Genomic DNA, 21,382 nt, shown 5'->3' on the forward strand with positions numbered 1-21,382 from the left:
CCCGGACGCTCGAGGACCAGATCCTCCTGATCGACCCGGCGACGATCCTGGCCAACGACACCGACGAGAACGGCGATACGCTGGTGCTCGACAGCATCGCCCGGTTCGCCGACGGCGGTAAGGTCCGCCTGCGCGACGACGGCATGATCGAGTTCCGGCCGACGCCGGATTACAACGGCGCCGCCGGCTTCCAGTACACGATCAGCGACGGCCGTGGCGGCACTTCGTCCGCCTATGTCGCGATCACGGTGCTGCCGCGCAACGAAGCTCCGATTCTGCGCAACGACTATGTCAGCGGCCTGGAAGACGGTCCGCTGTTCGTGATCCCCGCCGAGGCGTTCGGCAACGATATCGACGCTGACGGCGACGTGCTGTTCTTCAAGCGCTCGCCCGTGCTCGGCGTGATCGATCACCGCTATCTGTCGGACGGTTACGAGGTCAGCGCGGCCCTGGCCGACGGCTCGGCGCTGCCGGCCTGGCTGCAGTTCGATCCCGCCACCATGCGGTTTGCGGGATCGCCGCCGGCCGGAATGGACCCGCTCTCCGTCGACGTCTGGGTGCGCGATCCCTCGAACGGACGGATCTTCAACACGCGGTTCGAGCTGACGGAAGGCGATATTTCGGGCGGCTTCGATGCCAGGACCGATGTCCTCGAGGGCTACGAGATCCGTTCCGCCTTCGCGGTCGACTACGAATTCGATGCGTCCGATCTCGATGCGGGCACGACCGTCACGGCCGGGCTTGCCGATGGCTCCGTGCTGCCGTCCTGGCTCAGCTTCAACGCCCAGACGCTGCAGTTCACGGGCACGCCACCGGAAGGGACGACGGATCCGATCAGCGTTCAGCTCACCTTTACTTATACCGCAGCAGGCGGCGGCGATCCGACGACCTTCACCGACAGCATGATGCTGGATCCGGCCGCGCTGCCGGCCGGCGTCAGCTATGACAGCCAGATCGCGCTGCTCGACACCAAGGGCGGGACGGTTTCGGCCTCGATCATCGGCGGCCGCCCGTTGCCGGATTGGCTGGCCTTCGACGCAGCGACGCGCACGGTCGGCCTCAGCGGCTTCGCGGTGGATGCGGATGCCCAGCTGGCGCGCCTGCAGGTCGTGTTCACGCCGCCGCCGCGCGTGCTTCCCGACGGGACCTACGCCTCGAGCAATCGCGGCTTCACGCTGGAATTCGTCGTCGATCCGCACGGCGATCTCGCGAGCCAGATGACGGCGATCAACCAGGCGCTGGAGGGCGATTCCTATTTCGCGGGCCAAGGCCTGTTCGCGATCGACCTGAAGGGTGCCGGTGCGATCACCGCGACGCGCGAGAGCGGGGCGCCGCTGCCGGACTGGCTGAGCTTCGACCCCGCCACCTTCACCTTCTCCGGCATGCCGCCGGCCAACTGGGTCGGCGCGGTGCCGGTCCGCCTCGATATCGCCGCGGGCAACGGCCATCCGGCGATGTCGATCATCACCGAAGCCGTGGTCGACGATACCTTCAAGATTGTGCCGTTCCCGGCCTCCACCGTCGTCTCGCCCGAGCAGATCAACCTCCTGGTTCCGACCGACTTCAACGGCACGGTCGTGCTGAGCTACGACGGCACCGACGAGAAGGGTGGCGTCTCCGGCAATCCGGCGCTGATCTTCTATGACGTGAAGCCGACGCGCGAGTGGCCGGACGCAGCGGTCGACAATCTGACGGGACGCGAGGGCCAGTCCACGCGCTTCGCGGTGACCGATCTGCTGCGCAACGACTTCGATCGCGACCGCGATGCGTTGCGGATTCTGTCGCTGGGCCAGCCGGCGGGCGCCTCGCTCGTCGTCGAGCTCGCCCATGCCAGCATCGCGCCGCCGGCCGGGCTCGGCCAGCTCGATGGCGCGGTCTGGAGCGCGACGCTCGCGGACGGCTCGGCGCTGCCGAGCTGGCTCACCATCGACAGCGCGACCGGCGCGCTCTCGGGCGACGTGCCGCTGGCGTTCGCCTCGAACCTCGACATCCGCTTCACGCGGACGCTCGGTGGCGACAGCCAGAGCGCAACGCTGACCCAGCACTTCGACGGCAATGCCGGAGCCTATGCCGTCTATACGCCGGCGGACGCCTTCTCCGGCGATGACGGCTTCAGCTATGTCGTGACCGACGATCGCGAAGGCCCGTCCACCGGCTCGGCCATCGTGCATGTCGCCGCCGTCAACGATCCGCCGACCACGGTCGAGGATACGGTCGCGGCGATCGAGGACACGCCGCTGCTGATCGACCCGGCGACGCTGCTCGCCAACGACTACGACGTCGACAACAACCCGATCCGCTTCGTCGGCGTCGCCAACGCCACGCATGGCACCGTCAGCTTCGACGGCACTCACATCGTGTTCACGCCCGACCACAATTTCGAGGGTGTCGCCTCGTTCGAGTACATCGTGACCGACGACACCAATGGCTCGAGCACGGGCAAGGTCAAGGTCAACGTCGCCTCGACCAACCGCGCGCCGATCGCTGCGACCGACGTGTTCGCGACCGACGAGGACACGCCGTTCGAGTTCACCACCGCCGACCTGCTCGGCAACGACAGTGATGCCGACGGCGACACCATCACCTTCCAGTCGCTGTCGCGCAGCGCCGGCAACGGCCGCATCGTAGAGCTGCCCGACGGACGATGGCAGTTCGTGCCGAACGAGAACATCAGCGGCGCGGTCAGTTTCAGCTACACGATCTCCGACGGACGCAGGACCTCGACCGGGACCGTGACCTTCAATGTCGCGGCCGTGAACGATGCGCCGATCGCCAATCCGGACGGAGCGGGGACGGCCAACGATCCCCAGGGTGTGTTCAGGACGACCCAGGACCAGGCGATCACGATCGACTTTGCCGCGCTGATCGCCAACGACCGTGACGTCGAAGGCGACAGCTTCGAAATCGTCGAGGTGTTCGACGGCGACCAGGGCACGGTGGTTCGCGTCGGCTCGACCGCCGTCTTCACGCCGAACGCCGGCTATATCGGCGATGCCGGCTTCCACTATCGTGTCACCGACAGTCATGGCGTCTCGAGCGTCGGCTTCGTGACGCTGCTGGTCGCGCCCGACGTGCCGCTGCCGATTCCGGTGTCGGATGCCGGCTTCGAGGTGCTCGAAGACGATTTCATCGACATCGATCCCGCCGCGCTGATGGCGAACGACGTCACGCCCGAGGGATCGACCCTGATCTTCGTCGGGCTCGAGGGCGCCGAGCTGCTCGCGAACGGCAAGTATCGCGTCACGCCGGCCGGCGACTTCAACGGCGAATTGGTGCTGCGTTACTCCGTCAAGAACGAGCAGGATTTCGCGGTCTCGACCACCGTCACCATCAACGTGCTGCCGGTCGCCGACGCCCCGGTCGCGCGCCCCGATACGCTGGACGTGCGCGAGGACTCGCCGCTGACACTGTTCGCGAGCCAGCTTCTGGCCAACGACAGCGATGCCGACCGGCAGGCGTTCGTGCTCACCCGGGTCGTCGCAACATCGGGTGTCACGGTCACCGATCTCGGCTTCGGCCAGCTCCAGATCACGCCGAACGTCGATTTCAACGGGCCGGCGTGGTTCGATTACGAGATCGAGGATTCGACCGGCCTGACTGCGACGACGCGGGTCAATATCAGCGTGGCGGCGGTCAACGACGCCCCCGTCATCTCCGCGGTTCCCGTGCTCAAGGGAATCGAGGATCGGCACTTCAGCGTGGTCTTGCCGGCCGGCTTCGTCAGCGACGTCGATGGTGACGCGCTGCTGGTCGAGATCCGGGGCAAGGACGGCGCGGCGCTGCCGGCATGGCTCACATATGATGCGCAGACGCGGCTGCTGAGCGGTGATCCGCCCGCCAATTTCAATGGCATGATCCAGCTCGAGATCGCGGCGTCTGACGGCACCGCGCAGACCGTGCGGGAGCTGCTGGTGTCGATCGCTCCGGCCAATGATGCGCCGGTCCTGTCGGTGCCGCTGGCCGACGTCTCCTCGTCCGAGGACGCGCCACTCTCGATCGCGATCCCGGCCGGCAGCTTCACGGACCCCAATGGCGATCCGCTGACCTATTCGGCGACGCTCGCCGACGGCAGCGCGCTGCCGTCCTGGCTCGGCTTCGACGGCGCGACTTTCACCGGAACGCCACCGGCGGACTTCAATGGCAGCTTCGATATCCTGGTCACGGCCAGCGACGGCGAACGCACGGCGAGCGACGTGTTCCGCGTGACCGTCATGCCGGCGAACGATGCGCCGGTCGTGGCGCAGCCGCTGGCGGACGTCTCGTCGCCGGAAGACGCCCCGGTCTCGATCACGATCCCGGCTGGCAGCTTTACCGATGTCGACGGCGATGCGCTGACCTATGTCGCGACACAGGCCGACGGCAGCGCGCTGCCGTCCTGGCTCAGCTTCGACGGCACGACGTTCACCGGCACCCCGCCGGCGAACTACAACGGAGCGATCGACATCGAGATCGTCGCCACCGACGGCACGCTCACCGCGAGCGACGTCTTCCGCCTGACGATCACCCCGGTGAACGACGTGCCGGTGCTGGCGCAGCCGCTGGCCGATATCGTCTCGCCGAAGAACGTCCGCGTCACGATCCCGGTTCCGGCCGGCAGCTTCACCGATCTCGACGGCGACACGCTGACGCTCACCGCAACACTGGCCGACGGCAGCGCGCTGCCCTCGTGGCTGGTCTTTGATGGTGCGACATTCGACGGCACGCCGCCGACCAACTATACCGGCACGATCGACATCCTGGTCACGGCGAGCGACGGTTCGCTCTCGGCGAGCGATGTGTTCCGCCTGACGATCCCGTCCGTGAACAATGCGCCCGTGGTGTCGGTCCCGCTGCCCGACGTCTCCTCGCCGGAAGACACCGCGGTGTCGGTCGCGATCCCCGCGGGCAGCTTCACCGACGTCAACGGCAACCGGCTGACCTACACGGCGACGCTCTCCAGCGGAGCCGCGCTGCCGGCCTGGCTCTCCTTCGACGGCATCACGTTCACCGGCACGCCGCCGGCGAACTATAACGGCACGGTCAGTATCAGGGTCACGGCCAGTGACGGTGCGTCGTCGGCCAGCGACATCTTCGTGCTGACGATCACGCCGGTGAACGACGCGCCGGTGCTGTCGGTGCCGCTGTCCGATGTCAATTCGGCCGAGGACGCCGCGATCTCCTATACGATCCCGGCCGGCCGCTTCACCGATGTCGACGGCAATACGTTGACCTATTCGGCGACGCTGGCTGATGGCAGCCCGCTGCCGTCCTGGCTGACGCTGACCGGCGCCCGGTTTACCGGCACGCCGCCGCTCAATTTCAACGGCGCCATCGACATCCTGGTCACCGCCAGCGAGGGCGCGTTCTCGGCCAGCGACGTCTTCACCCTGACGATCACGCCGAAGAACGATGCGCCGGTGATTTCCGTGCCGCTCCCCGACGTGACGTCGCCGGAAGATGCGCCGCTGTCGATCGCGCTTCCCGCCGGCAGCTTCACCGATCTCGATGGCGATACGCTGACCTACACGGCGACGCTCTCCAGTGGTGCCGCATTGCCGGCCTGGCTGAGCTTCGACGGCACCACCTTCACCGGCACGCCGCCTGCGAACTATAACGGCGCGCTCAGCATCAAGGTCACCGCCCGCGACGGCGCATTGTCGGCCAGCGATATCTTTACGCTGACGATCACCCCGGTGAACGATGCGCCGGTGCTGTCGGTGCCGCTGTCCGACGTCAATTCGGCCGAGGACGCCGCGATCTCCTATACGATCCCGGCCGGCCGCTTCACCGATGTCGACGGCAATACGTTGACCTATTCGGCGACGCTGGCCGATGGCAGCCCGCTGCCGTCCTGGCTGACGCTGACCGGCATCCGGTTTACCGGCGCGCCGCCGCTCAATTTCAACGGCGCCATCGACATCCTGGTCACCGCCAGCGACGGCACACTCTCGGCCTCCGACGTCTTCACGCTGACGATCACGCCGAAGAACGACGCGCCGGTGCTGTCGGTGCCGCTCCCCGACGTATCGTCTCCGGAAGATGCGCCGCTGTCGATCGCGCTTCCCGCCGGCAGCTTCACCGATCTCGACGGCGATACGCTGACCTACACGGCGACGCTCTCCACCGGTGCCGCATTGCCGGCCTGGCTGAGCTTCGACGGCACCACGTTCACCGGCACGCCGCCGGCGAATTACAAGGGCACGCTCAGCATCAAGGTCACCGCCCGCGACGGCGCATTGTCGGCCAGCGATATCTTTACGCTGACGATCACGCCGGTGAACGATGCGCCGGTGCTGTCGGTGCCGCTGTCCGACGTCAATTCGGCCGACGACGTCGCGATCTCCTATACGATCCCGACCGGTCGCTTCACCGACGTCGATGGCGATGCCTTGACCTATTCGGCGACGCTGCCGGATGGCAGCCCGCTGCCGTCCTGGCTGACGCTGACCGGCGCCCGGTTTACCGGCACCCCGCCGCTCAACTTCAACGGCGCCATCGACATCCTGGTCACCGCCAGCGACGGCACACTCTCGGCCTCCGACGTCTTCACGCTGACGATCACGCCGAAGAACGACGCGCCGGTGCTGTCGGTGCCGCTCCCCGACGTATCGTCTCCGGAAGATGCGCCGTTGTCGATCGTGCTTCCCGCCGGCAGCTTCACCGATCTCGACGGCGATACGCTGACCTACACGGCGACGCTCTCCACCGGCGCCGCATTGCCGGCCTGGCTGAGCTTCGACGGCACCACGTTCACCGGCACGCCGCCGGCGAATTACAAGGGCACGCTCAGCATCAAGGTCACCGCCCGCGACGGCGCATTGTCGGCCAGCGATATCTTTACGCTGACGATCACGCCGGTGAACGATGCGCCGGTGCTGTCGGTGCCGCTGTCCGACGTCAATTCGGCCGAGGACGTCGCGATCTCCTACACGATCCCGACCGGTCGCTTCACCGACGTCGATGGCGATGCCTTGACCTATTCGGCGACGCTGGCGGATGGCAGCCCGCTGCCGTCCTGGCTGACGCTGACCGGCGCCCGGTTTACCGGCACCCCGCCGCTCAATTTCAACGGCGCCATCGACATCCTGGTCACGGCCAGTGACGGCGCGCTCACGGCCAGCGACGTCTTCGCCCTGACGATCACGCCTGTCAACGACAGGCCGGTCGCAGCCACCGACGGTCCGTTCTCCGTCACCCATGGCGACACGCTCGCAATCGAGCATGCGAGCCTGCTCGCCAACGACATGGATATCGACGGCGACAATTTGACGATCGTCTCCGTCGGCGTGGCGCCCAAGGGCACCGTCGTGATCGACGGGCTAAGCGTCAACTACACGCCCGATTTCGGTTACGAAGGATCCGACAGCTTCACCTATACGGTCAGCGACGGCGTCGCGACGGCGACCGCGACCGTCAGCCTCACCGTCTCGAACGCCTTCGAGGGCTGGGTCGTGGGAACCACGAGCGCCGATACGCTGGTCGGTGACGCCGTTGCGCCGAACAGCATCTACGGCGGCGCTGGAAACGACGTCATCACCGGCGGCGCTGCTGCGGATCGGCTTGCCGGCGGCGCTGGGACCGACACGCTCAACGGCAATGATGGCGATGATTCGTTCTGGGGCATGGCCGGCAACGACACCATCAATGGCGGCACCGGCATCGACACCGCCTATTATAACGGCGTGATGTCGACCTATTCGATCGTCACGTCGGCGGGGTCGGTTCAGGTCACCGACAATTCTTCGGCGAATGGCAGCGACGGCGTCGACATGCTCACGAGCATCGAACGGCTCATCTTCCGCAATGGCGAGGCGGTCACGCTGGCGGCGCCGATCATCCTCGATCTCGACGGTCTGGGGGTGGAGACCACGACCGCCAGCCAGTCCTCGGCGACGTTCGACATCGATGGCGACGGGACGGCCGACGACACCAGCTGGATCGGGACCACGGAAGCGTTCCTGTTCCTGGATCGCGATCGCAACGGAACCGTGAGCGGCATCTCGGAGCTGAGCTTTGCCGACGATGTGGCGGGCGCCCGCTCCGATCTCGAAGGGCTGCGCGCGTTCGACAGCAACCGCGACGGAATGCTGTCGGCGGACGACATTCGCTTCTCGGACTTCAATCTCTGGCAGGATCGCAACGGCGACGGCTCTGCCCAGAACGGGGAGATATTGTCGCTTTCGGCCGCCGCTGTGCGGTCGATCAATCTGGTGGCATCCGCGACGGAAGCGGCCTGGGAGTTCGGCAGCACCGTGATCGTCAATCGCGGAAGCTACACCCGCACCGATGAGCGCACGATGGACTATGTCGATGCCGCATTGACGCGGGCGACGGCGCCGCAATTGATCGCGGCCTCGGACGCAACTCTGGCTTCGGCGCTGGAGATCCTGTCCGCGAATCCAGCACTCTCGATCGACGAACAGTTCCGGCGCGCGATGGATGCCATGGCAGAGCCGGCATCGACGAACAAGCCGGACGCAACGCGTGATAGAGCAGACGCCGCTGTTCCTTCGTACCCTGGCGTCAACGCGGACACTTGGGTTGGGCGCTTGGCGAGCGGTGAGGGTGCAGCGGATCAGCCGCCCACGCTCCTCGCGCTGATGCGACAGGAGATGTCGGCGTTCGGCGCCAACGCCGGTGCGGCCGATTGCGCTTGGCGCAAGGACACGGCAGCGCATCCGGTGGATTTCTTCGCCGGCTGACCCTGCCCTGTGCCTGCCGTATCAACAAACCCGCCGGATTCCCGATCGGCCTACCTCCCGTTCTCAGACGAGCTCGATGTCGGCTGGATAGCCGGCATCGCTCAGCTTTTCAAAGAAGGCTCCGGTCAGGATATGCCGGGGCTCCGGCAATCCCCCTGGTGTTCCCCAGGCGCAGCCGGTGCTCCGACATGCTTTCATGTCGTACACGAAGGCGGCGGCGAGATCGATCAGGATCTCCCGCCAGGTGACGACATAGACGTCGTCGCGGATCTTCCAATAGCTTGCTTCGTCCGTCCCGCAATCGCCCCTGCGCATGCCCTTCAGGCATTGATAGGAGTACCAGCGCGTGTTCAGGTAGATGTGCTCATAGACCGTGTCCTCGCTGTAGCGGTAGATCGCTCGTGTTCCGATCAGATCGCGCGTCGGCTCGGGGACAGGGAGTTGCGGACGCGACGGGGAGCCGCCAAGCCGTCCCTTCGTGAACCGCTGGGTCACGCGCGTCTTTCTCGCGAAGGGCTGCCGATCGTCGGCGAGTTGCGATGCGATGAACAGCACATGATGAGTGCTCAAGTCCAGGATGATGGCCATCGTCTCTCGGGTGCGCGGTGGCAGCATCGCCACGATGAGAAGCACGTCTGGCGCGGCCTCGACCACATCGACAGGACACAGGCCGCTCCGACCGAGCGCAAGGCCGGGTAGCCCGCTCCACCGCAACGCTCCATCGGACAGGAATTCGAGCGCTGCCTTCCCGTCGGCTTCGAGCGATATTTCCAGGGCCTGCCCCACCAGGCGATCCGTGCTTGCCTGGCGATTGACCGAGAGCCCGCTCGCCACAGCATTGGAGGACGGCGGAGCACCGGATGCCGGGCCCCCGCCGGCCACGGCGTCGACCGGAAAGCTTTCGCCGATGAGACGCTCCGACAAGGCCCAAACGGCCTCGGCGTGGACGTGATCGAGGGCCCACGGCATGATCCCGTTCGGCAGACGCGGATCCGGGTTCACCTCGGAGAAGCCGCAATCTTCCAGAAAGCGGCCGCCTTGCCCGTTCAGCTCGGGATGAACCAGCGCCCAGACCATCGTCGCGGCTCCGGCGGCAAGACTTTTGCGCGGAAGGTTGGAAACCTCCGGCTGGCGGGCACGTAGCGGCGCGAAATCGTCCTGGGTCAGATGGTGGTGAAGGTTGGTGTCGGTGATGATCCCAGGCGCCACCGTGAACGCACGAACGCCTTCGTTGCGATGGCGCGCGTCGAAGGCCAAGGCGAACAGAGCATTGGCCGATTTCGATTGACCGTAGGCGTCCCAGCGGTCGTAGGGCTTGTGATGGAAGTTCGGGTCGTCGAGGTCGACATTGTGCAGCCGATGGGCGCCTGAGGTCATGACGACCAGCCGCGATGGAGCCCGCGCCTTGAGCAGCGGCGCCAGTCGATTGACGAGCAGGAAATGCCCGAGATGATTGGCCCCGAATTGCATCTCGAAGCCGTCCGAGGTGAGGGCGTGGTCGATCGCCATCACACCTGCATTTGCGACGATCCCGTCGAGTCCGCTGTAGCCGGCTGCCACACCTTCCGTAAACCCCCGCACGCTCGCCAACGAAGCGAGGTCGACTTGGCGGATATCGAGCTTGGCGCCAGGAATGGTCGACTTGATCGCGGCAGCGGCGGCCTCTCCCTTCTCGAGTGAGCGCACCGCCATGATGATGGTTGCGCCGCGTGATGCCAGGACGCGAGCGGTTTCCCGGCCGAGACCCGACGATGCGCCGGTGACGAGATAGACCTTGCCGGACAAGTCGATGTCGGCAAGGACCTCTTCGGCCGTCGTTTCGCGGCTGAAGCCAAAGATCCTGTTCATTGACGGGTTCCTCCTGGAGATGTCTCATGTCATGAGCGAACGGCGCGCCAGGGCGTGAGCGCGCGTTCGATGAAGCCGAGCAGGGTATTGTTGATGGCGCCGACGACCCCGAGCAGGATGATCCCGGCATAGAGATCGGTGCTGCGAAAGGAGCGCGCAGCCATCATGATGGTCGCGCCGAGCCCCTCCTGTGCCGTGATCATTTCGCCGACCACCGTGATGATCAGGCAGCCGGTCAGTGACAGCCGCATTCCCGCGATTGCGTCCGGTAGCGCGTTAGGCAGGCCGAATTTGATGGCGAAGCCGAGCGGTCCAATGCCGAGGTTCCTGGCGACCTCACGCAGGCGCGGATCGATCGCGCTGAAGCCATGAATGGTCGGCAAGAGCACAGGCCAGACCGCACCAAAGGCGATAATGCCGAGCAACATGCCCGGTTGAAGGCCGAACAAGGCGATGCCGACGGGCAGAAGCGTTGAAGCCGGGAGCGGACGCAGCAGTTCGAGCGTCGGCATCAGCCAGTAGCGTGCGCGCGGCGACAAGCCGATCAGGGCGCCGAGCAAGATGCCGCCGAGTGAGGCCAGCATCCAGCCATAGATCATCCGCTCCATTGTGGAGACTGTGAGAGCAAAGAGATCGCCGCGGGTCAGACCCTGCCAGAGATTGGTGAAGGTCGATGAGGGCGAGGGCAGGAAGATCGGTCGTACCAGGCCGCTCGCCGTCGTCAGCTGCCACAGCAGAAAGATTGCGAACGTCACGAGAACCGAGCCGGCTCGCAGAGACCGGTTGCTCATGCAACGTCTCCATAGGCGGCGCCGAACAGGCGATGATGCAGCGCGATCAGGCCGGCATTGAGCAACCAGCCGAGGATAGCAAGCCAAGTCAGGAAGGCGTACATCACCTCGGGACGCAGGCTCAGCCCGGCCGAAATGATCGCATAGCCGAGCCCGAACGGGTTAGCCGCGATCTCGGTTGTCACCGCCACGATCAGGGCAATGCCCAGCGTCAGCCGTACCGCGGTGAATATTCTCGGAAGCGCCGCCGGAAGCGCAATCTTCGTGATCTGTTTGCGATAGGGCATACCGAGCATCCGGGCGACTTCGACGAGGCGCGGCTCGACGCCCAACACTGCGTCGCGGCTCAGCAGCAGCATCGGCCAGAAGCATGCAAAGGCAATGATCGCGGCCTCCATCCGGATGCCGAGGCCGTAAATCAGCATCATCAGGGGAATGACGGCAACCGGCGGGATCGGGCGGAACAACTCGATGGACAATGAAGCGAGCTGTCCCGCTCGGGGGGACAGGCCAAGCCATACGCCGAGCAACAGACCCAGCATTCCCCCTGCGGGAACGCCGATGGCGATCGCGCCCATCGTCTCGGCGGTGCGGACGAAGATCTCGCCGTCGGCAATGGCGGCGACCAGAGCGGCTGCAATCTGCGTCGGCAACGCGAGGCCGTCGCTCTGAATGCCGGAGGCGCGCATCGCGATCTCGATCCCCGCGAGGAGACCGAGCGGCACCAGCCATGCCGGGAGGGCATGCAGCAGGATCTCAATGCGACTTCTGGACATGGTCGAACAGGACGTGACGAAGCCGAAGGAATTCCGGATGCTCGCGCGTCTGCAGCTGATCGCGCGGCCTTGCCAATCCGACGTCGATGACGTCGGCCAGGCGGCCTGGATTGGCTTCGAGCGCAAACACGCGATCGCCGAGATAGATCGCCTCGTCGAGATCATGCGTGACGAAGAGCGCGGTCGCTCCGCTGTCGCTGACGAGCCCCGCGATCTCGTCCTGGAGGGCCTGTCGGGTGAGTGCGTCGAGCGCGCCGAACGGCTCATCCATCAGAAGAATGCGCGGCTCCTGGGCCAGGCAGCGCGCGATCTGCACGCGCTGCTGCATGCCGCCGGACAATTGAGCGGGATATTTGTCGCCATGCCCGCCGAGGCCGACCTTGTCGAGCAGGGTGGCGATGCGCCCGGCGCGCTCTTGGCGCGGCGTGCCCATGGCTTCCAGGGCAAGACCTATGTTTCCGGCCGCCGTCCGCCAGGGCAGGAGAGCGCGCCCATAATCCTGAAACACGATCGCAACCTCGCGCGATGGACCGTGCACCGCGTTGCCGAGGCGTCGAACCTCGCCTCGGCTGGGCGACAACAGCCCGGTTACCAGTCGCAGCAACGTTGTCTTGCCGCAGCCGGACGGGCCGACAACGCAGGCGAATTCGCCCTGCGCGACCGTGAACGAGAGCCCTTCGATGATGCACTTGCCGCCGAGATCGAGGCGGATATCGTCGAATGCAATGGCAGGGGCTGCGCGGGTCGCGTTGACCGGCGCAAGGAGAGGACCGACGTGATTCATTTCCGAAAGAGCGCGTCAGGTGACTTGAAGTTTCGCAGCATGTCCTGCTTCTCCATCATGTCGGCCCAGAGCTGGACCTGCTGCGGCGTGACATTCGTGTCCAGCTTGTTGATGGTCAGCGTCTTCAGCACCTCCGGCGGCATCTTCACGTACTTGCCGAAGATCTCGAGGGTGGCAGGCAAGTCGCCTTGCTCAAAGGCAACCGCCTTGTCCATGGCGAGCTTGAAGCCGGCGGCCGCCTCGCGATGCGCGTCGGCCCAGGCTCTGCTGCTGGCATAGACGAACGGCGGCAGGCGATCCGGCAGATCGGCGGCGATATGGAAGACCTTGCCGCCAATCCCGGGCGCAGCGGCGCGCTGCAGGAAGGGATTTGTCGAGAGCACGGCGTCCACCGTACGCGCCTTCAGGAGATCGGCGAGTTGCGGAAACGTGCTTTCGACGAACGTGATCTTCCGCCAGTCGACGCCCTTCCGGCGAAACCATTCGCGAGCCATGATGTGGAAGAAGGTCCCCAGGCCCGGAGTTCCGATCTTCTTGCCGATGAAATCCTCCGGCTTCTCGATGCCGGAATTTGCGCCAGCGACGATCCCGTAATTGGTGTCGTCGACCGAAGCGATCGCGCCTCCCGAAACGACGACGAGATCGAGGCCGCTGTCGGTGACTTGAATCAGGGACGCCGTGCTCAGCGCCGCGATCTGAAGCGAGTCGGACTGAAGCGCCGCCGGCATCGATTGTCCGCCCGGAATGATCCTGATCGTCGCGTCGATGCCTTGGTCTTTGAAATAGCCCTTCTCGACCGCGATCATCGGTAGAACGAATTCGGGCACGGGCGGCACGCCGATAGTGATCTTGGTTTGCGCTGCTGCAATACCTGCAAACGCAAGTTGAATGGCCAATGCCGCCAAAGAGGTCCTGGCTAAACTAGAAAGGGCGCTACGTTTCTGCATCTGCTTTTCCCGGAGATGCCGAGAGGATAGCAGGGCGCGGCCGTCCGACCATCTCCCCAAGATTGGGGAGGCGATGCTGCCTCGATAAGTCGAGCAGATCGAAAAGCGCTATGGAGAAACCGCGAGATCCTCAATGCGTCGTGCGAGGTTGGCGCAATGCCTCCACGGCGTGGAGCAAAGACGCGAGCTGGGTGCGATTGCGAACACCCAGCTTTGCAAAGGCGTTGTCCAGATGGGTCCTGACCGTGCCAAAACTCACATTGAGACGTTGGGCGATTTGTTTGTCGGCCAGGCCTTTCGCGGCCAGCTCGGCCACGGCCGCCTCGCGCGGTGACAATTTGGCCGGCTCTCTCGCCCGTGTTGCGGGCGTCCCGGAGAGGGCGGTGCGCTTCAAGGCCTGGGTGAACCCGGGTTCGATCAACCTGAGAAGCTCGACCTCCGCATTGCCGAAGTCGGGCCGCCCCTTTCGCCGCCAGATTCTGACATCGCCGATACTGTCGGCACCGTCGAACGCAAACAGATTGATGCCGTAATAGTGCCCGAAGGGGCGCAGGAATTCATTGTAGATTTCCGTCCGCATCAGCTCGCGGTGTGAAATGAGCGCGCTGACGGGATGGACGCCCCGGAGCAGCCAGTGCGGCAGCCGCTCCTTGTGGCGGTGCTGAAAATAGCGCTCGTAGGTCTGAACACACGCTGCGTCCAGATTGACGGAGACGCCCAACTCGAAGGCCTGTTTTTGCGCGTTCCACGCGTAGGATGCGTAGAAATCGGCATCGAGCAGGTCCAGCAGCAAGGGGCCAATGACCGTTCTCAGTTCGCGGCCAGTTTCATGCGTGGCCGAAAGCAGCCCTATGATTCCGGACAAGGTGCGCTGCTTCCTCGTGCTGATCTGCATTTGAGGTCCTCCCTCGCCAAGAATAGGCTCCCACCGACTCGGCTGTCCAGCACCCCCAGATGTCCTCGGCCCGCCTCAGGGGGCGGTCAAACCGGGAGGATCCGGGGGATCTTGGGGGGCGGCTTTGCCGACTTTTCCGCTCGGCTTGCCGTCGAGGGTGTCGCCATTTGCGCTAGGGACGAAGAATAGCATCTGGGGCCGAGTAGCTACCCGGTGCCAGCCTCATGCGTGGGGCGTGGGCATACAGGCGGACGCCATCGGCGCTGACCGCGAGTGCGCCTCGGCACCCGCGAGCCGTCAGCCTTGCTCGTCCATGACGCGCAGCTTTTCCACCCGGCGGCGAAAATCCTCGTCGGTGGAGAATTCGGCGGAGAGGTATGAGGAGACGAGATCGACGGCAAGCCAGGCGCCGACGATCTGCGCGCCGATGCACATGACGTTGACGTCGTCATGCTCGACGCTCTGATGGGCGGAATGGACGTCGTGGCAGACCGCGGCGCGGATGCCCTTCATCTTGTTGGCGGCGATCGAGGCGCCGACGCCGGTGCCGCACACCATGATGCCGCGTGTGGCTTCGCCCGACGTCACCTTCGCCGCCACGGCCCGCGCGATATCGGGAAAATCCACCGGCTTGTCGTCATAGGAGCCGACGTCGATGACCTCGTGGCCGAGCTTGCGGATGTGGTCGATGACCGTCTGCTTGAGCGGCCAGCCGGCGTGGTCGGATCCGATGACGAGACGCATGTAATGTCCTTCTTGATCTTGCATTGATCGTGACAGCCGCGTGCGGCTGTCACGATGTCTTTCCTGTGGTTCAGCTACGCATGTCCGCCGGAAGATCGACCCCGTGGAATTTCTTGTAGATCGCGTTGAGCTTGCCGTTCTTGACGTTCTCGGTGATCCAGGCGTTGAGCTTGTCCATCAGGGGCTGCTCGCCCTTCTTCAGGCCGATGGCGAGATCGAAGGTCGCCAGCGGAATCCTGGATTCGAACACGCGCGAAGGATTCTTCACGCCGATCTGGTTGATGATCGTCGCGGACGAGCCGACGCAGTCGACTTGGCCCGAGACCGCCGCCGTAACCATGGTGGCGTCGTCGTCATAGCGCGCGATCTTGAGGTCCTTATCCTTCATGTTGGACAGGGTGGTGTCCTGCGTGGTGCCGCGTGAGACGCCGATCGATTTGTCCTTCAGATCGGGCCAGTCCTTCACCGTCGAGGATTTCAGGCAGCCGACATCGGACTGCAGCGTCGCATAGCGCTTGGTGAAGTCGATCACCTTGGCGCGGTCAGGCGTCACCGACAGGGTCGAGATGATGATGTCGGCCTTGCCGGTCAGGACGTTGGGAATGCGGGTTGCACCGGTGGTCTGGATGAATTCGAGCTCGAGCCCCCAGTCCTTGGCGAGCAGCTGGGCCACCTCGACGTCGGAGCCTGTCGGTTTCATGGTGGAGTCCATCATGCCCGAGGGCGGAATGGCGAGGTCCGTCGAGATGCGGATCTTCTTCGCCTTCATGATGTCGTCGAGCAGGTCGGCCGATGCCGGCGTTGCCACCATCATGATGAGGCCGCACAACGCGGCGGCAGTTCCCAGCATTATCTTGTTTGTCATCCCTGGTTCTCCTCTCTTGTTATGATTTTAGATTTCCCGTCCCCACGAATTGCGTGAGCTCGGGCGTGGTCGGCGACGTCAGGATCGAGGCAGGTCCGGTCTCATGGACCTTGCCGCGATGCATGAACACGATCCGGTCGGCGATGCCCTTGGCGAAACCCATCTCGTGGGTGACCATCACCATGGTCATGCCGTCCGCCGCGAGCTGCTCGATCACCTTCAGCACCTCGCCGGTGAGCTCGGGATCGAGCGCGGAGGTGACCTCGTCGAACAGCATCACCTTGGGCTGCATCGCGAGCGAGCGGGCGATCGCGGCGCGCTGCTGCTGGCCGCCCGAGAGCTGCTCGGGATAGGCGTGCAGCTTCTCCTCGAGCCCGACCTGCGCCAGCACTTTTCGTGCGAGATCCCTGGCCTGGGCTGTCGCCATGCCCTTCACCGCGCAAGGCGCGAGCGTGATGTTCTGCTCGATCGTGAGATGGGGAAACAGGTTGTAGCTCTGGAACACGATGCCGACGTCCTGGCGCAATGCGCGCAAGTTCACGTCGGGGCGGTCCACGCGATGCCCGCAAACGACGATCTCGCCGCCGTCGACCTTTTCGAAGCGGTCGATGCAGCGCAGCGCGGTGCTCTTGCCGGAGCCGGAGCGGCCGATCAGCGCCAGCACTTCGCCGCGCGCGACGGCGAAGGAGACGCCGTCGAGCACGCGGAGCTGGCCAAAACTCTTCTGCACGTTGCTGAGCGACACGATGGGATCGGAGGAGAGGTTCTGCTGCATGTCAGGCCGGTGCGAGGTTGGATCTGCCGCGCCCCATCCGCCGTTCCAGCCTCTGGCTGAGCAACGACAGCGGATAGCACATGGCAAAATAGGTGACGGCGATGATGGCGTAGATGGCGAACGGCTCGAACAGCGAGTTGTTGACGATCTGACCCGAGCGCATCAGCTCGACGAAGCCGACGACGGAAGCGAGCGAGGTGTTCTTGATGATCTGTACCGTGAAGCCGACGGTCGGCGGCGTCGCGATGCGGATCGCCTGCGGCAGGATCACCTTGATCATGCGCTGGGTCCGGCTCAGCGCCAGCCCCTCGGCAGCCTCCCATTGCGGCTTCGGCACGGACTCGATGCAGCCGCGCCAGATCTCGCCGAGATAGGCGGCCACGTAGAGCGTGAGCGAGGCGCCGGCGGCGACGAGCGGCGAGACCTTGAGGCCGATGGCGGCGAGGCCGAAATAGCCGAGGAACAGGATGACGAGCAGCGGCGTGCCCTGGATGAGCTGGACATAGACGGCGCTGGCGATCCGGACCGATTTGAGCGGCGAGATCCGCGCCAGCGCGATCACGAAGCCGACGATGCCGCCGCCGACCAGCGCGATCAGCGACAGGCCGATGGTCCACAGCGCGCCCTGGCCGAGGAACATGAGATGATTGATGTTGAGATGTCCGCCCATGGTCATCTCACAGCGGCGTGCCGAGCCGGCGCCGGCGCGGGAACAGCACGAGGCCGAGGCCCCAGAAGCCGGCGCGCATCACCAACGAGAGGATGACGTAGAGCACGGCAACGATGATGTAGGTCTCGAAGGCGCGATAGGTGTCCGACTGGATGTAGTTGGCGACCGCAGTGAGCTCCTCGGCCGAGATCTGGGAGCAGACCGAGGACGCCAGCATCAAGAGCACGAACTGGCTGGTCAGCGCCGGATAGACCTTCTCGATCGCCGGCAGCAGGATGATGTGCCAGTAGATCTGCAGACGCGAGAGCGCCAGCCCTTCGGCGGCTTCGATCTGGCCGCGCGGGATCGCCTCGAAGCCGGCGCGCATGATCTCGGCGGTGTAGGCGCCGACATTGATCGTCAGCGCGGCCACGGCCACCGCGAAAGCGGACAATTTCAGCCCGAGGCTGGCGAGGCCGAAATAGACCAGGAAGATCTGCACCAGAAGCGGCGTGTTGCGGATGGTCTCGACATAGGCCTTGCAGGCGCCCGCGATCAACGCATTGTGCGTGCCGCGACCGACCGCCGCGAGGGTGCCGAGCAAGGCGCCCAGCACCGTCGCGAACGCCGCCAGCTCCAGCGTGAGGACGGCGCCGGCGAGAAAGCTCGGCCAACGCTCCAGCACTGCGGGAAAGTCGAGTTGCAGGCTCATCGCCGTGTCTTCAGCCGGTGGTCTGGTTGGTCATGCGGTCATAGACGCGGAACAGCGCCTGGTTGCCGTTGCTGCCTTCGCCGTGGGCGCGCGCGTCGACATATTGGCTGGTGACGAGCGCGGTGCCGGGCAGGGGCACATTCAGCGCCTGGGCTTGTTCCTGCACCAAGCGGAGGTCCTTGAGCTGGAGATCGATCCTGAAGCCGGCGGAGACATCGCCCGCAATCATCGCAGGGCCGAGCTTGTCGAGCATCCAAGAGGCGGCGGAGCCGCCGAGCAGGACACGACGCAGTAGGTTGAGGTCGAGCCCGGAAGCTCGGCCGAGCGCCAGCGCCTCGCAGATCGCCTGGATGTTGATGCTGCAGATCAGCTGATTGCAGAGCTTGACCGTTTGTCCGGCGCCGGATGCGCCGACATGGGTGATGGTCGTGCCCATCGCGCGGAAAAATGGCTCGGCCTTGGCGAACGCATCCGCATCGCCGCCAGCCATGATCGAGAGCGCGGCGTTCTTGGCGCCGACCGGCCCGCCCGAGACCGGCGCGTCCACGAATCCGACGCCAATCTTCTGCAGGTCGGCATGGATGCGGCGGACCGCGACCGGCGAGATCGTGCTCATATCGACGACCAGCTTGCCGGGCGGTGGCGACTTGAGCAGGCCCTCCTCGCCGTAAACGGTTGCCTCGACATGGGGCGTGTCGGGCAGCATGGTGATGACGAGATCGGCACCTTCAGCAGCATCCGCAGGGCTGCTGGCACGCCTCGCGCCTTCCTTGACGCTGTCGGCCAGGGCAGCCTCGTCGAGATCGAAGGCGTGCACCCTATGCCCGGCTTTCAGCAGGTTGCGCACCATCTCGCGGCCCATCGTGCCGATGCCGATGAAGCCGACGCTTCCCTTGTCGTCCCGTCCCATGTTGTCGATCCGCTTCTTGGTCAGTTTCTTGTTCGTCAGCGATCAGCGTGAGGTGCTGGTCTTGTCGATGTCGCCGACGACGGCGCGCCTGCGGTATTCGTCGCCGATGGCGAAATGCTTGCGCAACGTCGCATCCGCGCGCTCGGGATCACGCGCGATGACGGCTTCGAAGATGCGGCGGTGGTCGTCGATCAGATAATTCTTCATCGACGGGAAGGCCTGCACCAGTTCGCGACGACTGCGATGCGAATGCGTCAAGAGGCCCGCCAATGAACCGTGCAGGACTGTCAGCGTCTCCGAATGCGAGGCGACCACGATGGTGCGATGGAATTCGAAGTCGGCCATGCCTCCGGCGTCGGGTTCGTCGATGGTCTCGCCGATCCTGGCGAGGGCGCGCTGCAGCCGTTCGAAATCGGCGATGTTGGCGCGTTCGCAGGCGAGGCGGATTGCCTGACATTCGATTGCAACGCGCGCCTGCATGACGTCGTCGAGCATGTCCGCCTGCTGGGCGAGGGCGAAGGTGAAGAAGTCGTTCAACACCGAGACGTCCGGCCGTGTCACCACGGTGCCGATGCGGTCCCGGATCTCGACGATACCGAGCACGGTGAGGGCGCGTAGCGCCTCGCGTACGATCGGGCGGCTGACGCCGAGCAGGGTTGCCAGCTCGCGCTCGGAAATCAGGCGGTCGCCCGGCTTGAGCGAGCCCGCGAGCAGGCGTTCGCGCAGGAAGGCGAACACCTTTTCGAATCCTTTTTCGCCCTCCGTAGCCCGCTTGAGCTCCATCACGCTCCCTTTTGGTCTTGTTGTGGTCAGACCAGTAGGATGACCAGGTGGTTACGTCAAGCCGTATCCGTCATAAGAGCTGATCGAAATCCCTCGTTGCTGACCCTCTTGGCGAGCTCAGCTACGTGTGCACCGGGAGATCAAATGCGGTACAAACATGCAATTCTGGCTAGTTTGGAGTGCACACGTGTGCACTTGTTCCTATCTAGTCTGCTGAAATGACAGGTAAGTAATTGGAATATAAAGACTATCGTTTCTCCGTCGCCCCCATGATGGATTGGACCGACCGGCATTGCCGGGTGTTCCACCGCCAGCTGACGCGGCGGGCGCTGCTCTATACCGAGATGCTGACGACCGGCGCCATCATTCATGGCGACCGCGAGCGGCTGCTTGGGTTCGACGCGGTCGAGCATCCGGTCGCGCTTCAGCTTGGCGGGTCGGATCCGCACGAGCTGGCGCAGGCTGCGCGGATCGGCGAGGCGTCCGGCTACGACGAGATCAACCTCAACGTCGGCTGCCCGTCGGACCGCGTCAAGGACGGCCGCTTCGGCGCCTGCCTGATGGCGGAGCCGGAGCTGGTGGCGAGATGCGTCGAGGCGATGAAGGGTGCGGTCGCGATTCCCGTCACGGTGAAATGCCGCATCGGGATCGACGACCAGGATCCCGAAGTGGCGCTCGATGCGCTTGCGCGCGCGGTGGTCGGCTCCGGCTGCGATGCGCTGATCGTGCATGCCCGCAAGGCCTGGCTCAACGGCCTGTCGCCGAAGGAGAATCGCGACATCCCGCCGCTCGATTACGACCGCGTCTATCGGCTCAAGCGTGCGATGCCCGACGTGCCCGTCATCATCAACGGCGGCATCCCCGGAATCGAGGAAGCGAAAGCGCATCTCGAGCACGTTGATGGCGCAATGCTCGGCCGCGCCGCCTATCAGGAACCGTGGCGGCTGCTCTCCGTCGACCGGGAGATCTTCGGAGAAGCGGCCCCGCATCAGTCCATGCAGGCGGCGCTCGAGGCGATGATGCCCTATATCGAGCGGCAGCTCGCGCGCGGCACGCGGCTGCATGCGATCACGCGGCATTTCGTCGGCGCATTTCATGCCGTGCCCGGCGCGCGGGCCTTCCGCCGCCATCTCGCCGAGCAGGGTACCCGGCCCGGCGCTGGCTTCGATGTGCTGAGCGATGCGATCGCCAAGGTCGCATTCGGACAGGCTGCCTAACGGAT

At 65.0% G+C, this 21,382-nt stretch carries 15 protein-coding genes (1 of these 15 cut by a window edge); 2 read left to right on the forward strand and 13 right to left on the reverse strand.

The annotated features are described in order from the left end of the window. Positions 1–8,681, forward strand: partial view of a tandem-95 repeat protein gene (locus tag DCM80_RS18870; RefSeq protein WP_257198120.1) — the 3' portion only. 24,553 nt of this gene lie to the left of the window's left edge; the window shows 8,681 of its 33,234 coding nt (coding positions 24,554–33,234); its start codon lies beyond the left edge, outside the window; its stop codon occupies positions 8,679–8,681. 63 nt (positions 8,682–8,744) lie between these two features. Here the strand turns inward: DCM80_RS18870 and DCM80_RS18875 are convergent, their stop codons facing one another. The 13 genes from DCM80_RS18875 to DCM80_RS18935 form a co-directional block, all read right to left on the reverse strand. After that, positions 8,745–10,466 (reverse strand): SDR family NAD(P)-dependent oxidoreductase, encoded by a 1,722-nt coding sequence (locus DCM80_RS18875; RefSeq protein ID WP_257193060.1) that lies wholly within the window; start codon positions 10,464–10,466, stop codon positions 8,745–8,747. Positions 10,467–10,558: 92 nt separating this feature from the next. Next, a complete protein-coding gene (locus DCM80_RS18880) occupies positions 10,559–11,320 on the reverse strand; it encodes an ABC transporter permease (protein ID WP_257193061.1) in 762 nt (253 codons plus the stop codon). After that, on the reverse strand, positions 11,317–12,009 hold the full coding sequence (locus DCM80_RS18885) for an ABC transporter permease (protein WP_257193062.1): 693 nt from the start codon (positions 12,007–12,009) through the stop codon (positions 11,317–11,319). Before DCM80_RS18885 ends, DCM80_RS18880 begins: the two co-directional genes overlap by 4 nt. A 67-nt stretch (positions 12,010–12,076) precedes the next feature. Continuing rightward, entirely contained in the window at positions 12,077–12,880 is an 804-nt protein-coding gene (locus DCM80_RS18890) for an ABC transporter ATP-binding protein (protein ID WP_257193063.1), read from the reverse strand. Continuing rightward, entirely contained in the window at positions 12,877–13,827 is a 951-nt protein-coding gene (locus tag DCM80_RS18895) for an ABC transporter substrate-binding protein (protein WP_257193064.1), read from the reverse strand. The genes DCM80_RS18890 and DCM80_RS18895 overlap by 4 nt, the downstream gene beginning before the upstream one ends. A 130-nt stretch (positions 13,828–13,957) precedes the next feature. Next, the gene (locus tag DCM80_RS18900; protein WP_257193065.1) at positions 13,958–14,722 is read right to left on the reverse strand and encodes a LuxR C-terminal-related transcriptional regulator; all 765 of its coding nucleotides are present in this window, start codon (positions 14,720–14,722) and stop codon (positions 13,958–13,960) included. A gap of 297 nt (positions 14,723–15,019) precedes the next feature. Beyond that, positions 15,020–15,466: a ribose 5-phosphate isomerase B gene (gene rpiB / locus DCM80_RS18905; RefSeq protein WP_257193066.1), complete on the reverse strand. Its 447-nt coding sequence runs from the start codon at positions 15,464–15,466 to the stop codon at positions 15,020–15,022. 70 nt (positions 15,467–15,536) lie between these two features. Then, complete coding sequence (locus DCM80_RS18910; RefSeq protein ID WP_257193067.1) at positions 15,537–16,331, reverse strand: transporter substrate-binding domain-containing protein; 795 nt, start codon at positions 16,329–16,331, stop codon at positions 15,537–15,539. Between the two features lie 19 nt (positions 16,332–16,350). Next, a complete protein-coding gene (locus DCM80_RS18915) occupies positions 16,351–17,106 on the reverse strand; it encodes an amino acid ABC transporter ATP-binding protein (RefSeq protein WP_257193068.1) in 756 nt (251 codons plus the stop codon). Between the two features lies 1 nt (position 17,107). Beyond that, positions 17,108–17,776, reverse strand: a complete 669-nt coding sequence (locus DCM80_RS18920) for an amino acid ABC transporter permease (protein WP_257193070.1) — start codon at positions 17,774–17,776, stop codon at positions 17,108–17,110. 7 nt (positions 17,777–17,783) lie between these two features. Then, the gene (locus tag DCM80_RS18925) at positions 17,784–18,467 is read right to left on the reverse strand and encodes an amino acid ABC transporter permease (protein WP_257193071.1); all 684 of its coding nucleotides are present in this window, start codon (positions 18,465–18,467) and stop codon (positions 17,784–17,786) included. Positions 18,468–18,477: 10 nt separating this feature from the next. Continuing rightward, positions 18,478–19,377, reverse strand: coding sequence for an NAD(P)-dependent oxidoreductase (locus tag DCM80_RS18930; RefSeq protein ID WP_257193072.1), 900 nt, complete (start codon positions 19,375–19,377; stop codon positions 18,478–18,480). 42 nt (positions 19,378–19,419) lie between these two features. Next, on the reverse strand, positions 19,420–20,160 hold the full coding sequence (locus DCM80_RS18935) for a FadR/GntR family transcriptional regulator (RefSeq protein ID WP_257193073.1): 741 nt from the start codon (positions 20,158–20,160) through the stop codon (positions 19,420–19,422). A gap of 233 nt (positions 20,161–20,393) precedes the next feature. Here DCM80_RS18935 and dusA point away from each other — a divergent pair, with 233 nt between their 5' ends. After that, positions 20,394–21,377, forward strand: a complete 984-nt coding sequence (gene dusA, locus DCM80_RS18940; RefSeq protein WP_257193074.1) for a tRNA dihydrouridine(20/20a) synthase DusA — start codon at positions 20,394–20,396, stop codon at positions 21,375–21,377. Positions 21,378–21,382 lie beyond the last annotated feature (5 nt).

This window comes from Bradyrhizobium sp. WBOS08 (genome assembly GCF_024585125.1).
In the GTDB taxonomy this organism is placed as follows: domain Bacteria; phylum Pseudomonadota; class Alphaproteobacteria; order Rhizobiales; family Xanthobacteraceae; genus Bradyrhizobium; species Bradyrhizobium japonicum_B.

What these genes read in the sequence shown, in the direction of transcription:
- DCM80_RS18885 (WP_257193062.1), bottom strand. Translation starts at nt 12,009, where the DNA reads ATGCGCGCCTCCGGCATTCAGAGCGACGGCCTCGCGTTGCCGACGCAG.
- rpiB (WP_257193066.1), bottom strand. Translation starts at nt 15,466, where the DNA reads ATGCGTCTCGTCATCGGATCCGACCACGCCGGCTGGCCGCTCAAGCAG.
- DCM80_RS18895 (WP_257193064.1), bottom strand. Translation starts at nt 13,827, where the DNA reads ATGCAGAAACGTAGCGCCCTTTCTAGTTTAGCCAGGACCTCTTTGGCG.
- DCM80_RS18900 (WP_257193065.1), bottom strand. Translation starts at nt 14,722, where the DNA reads ATGCAGATCAGCACGAGGAAGCAGCGCACCTTGTCCGGAATCATAGGG.
- DCM80_RS18910 (WP_257193067.1), bottom strand. Translation starts at nt 16,331, where the DNA reads ATGACAAACAAGATAATGCTGGGAACTGCCGCCGCGTTGTGCGGCCTC.
- DCM80_RS18880 (WP_257193061.1), bottom strand. Translation starts at nt 11,320, where the DNA reads ATGAGCAACCGGTCTCTGCGAGCCGGCTCGGTTCTCGTGACGTTCGCA.
- DCM80_RS18935 (WP_257193073.1), bottom strand. Translation starts at nt 20,160, where the DNA reads ATGGAGCTCAAGCGGGCTACGGAGGGCGAAAAAGGATTCGAAAAGGTG.
- DCM80_RS18925 (WP_257193071.1), bottom strand. Translation starts at nt 18,467, where the DNA reads ATGAGCCTGCAACTCGACTTTCCCGCAGTGCTGGAGCGTTGGCCGAGC.
- DCM80_RS18915 (WP_257193068.1), bottom strand. Translation starts at nt 17,106, where the DNA reads ATGCAGCAGAACCTCTCCTCCGATCCCATCGTGTCGCTCAGCAACGTG.
- DCM80_RS18930 (WP_257193072.1), bottom strand. Translation starts at nt 19,377, where the DNA reads ATGGGACGGGACGACAAGGGAAGCGTCGGCTTCATCGGCATCGGCACG.
- DCM80_RS18890 (WP_257193063.1), bottom strand. Translation starts at nt 12,880, where the DNA reads ATGAATCACGTCGGTCCTCTCCTTGCGCCGGTCAACGCGACCCGCGCA.
- DCM80_RS18920 (WP_257193070.1), bottom strand. Translation starts at nt 17,776, where the DNA reads ATGGGCGGACATCTCAACATCAATCATCTCATGTTCCTCGGCCAGGGC.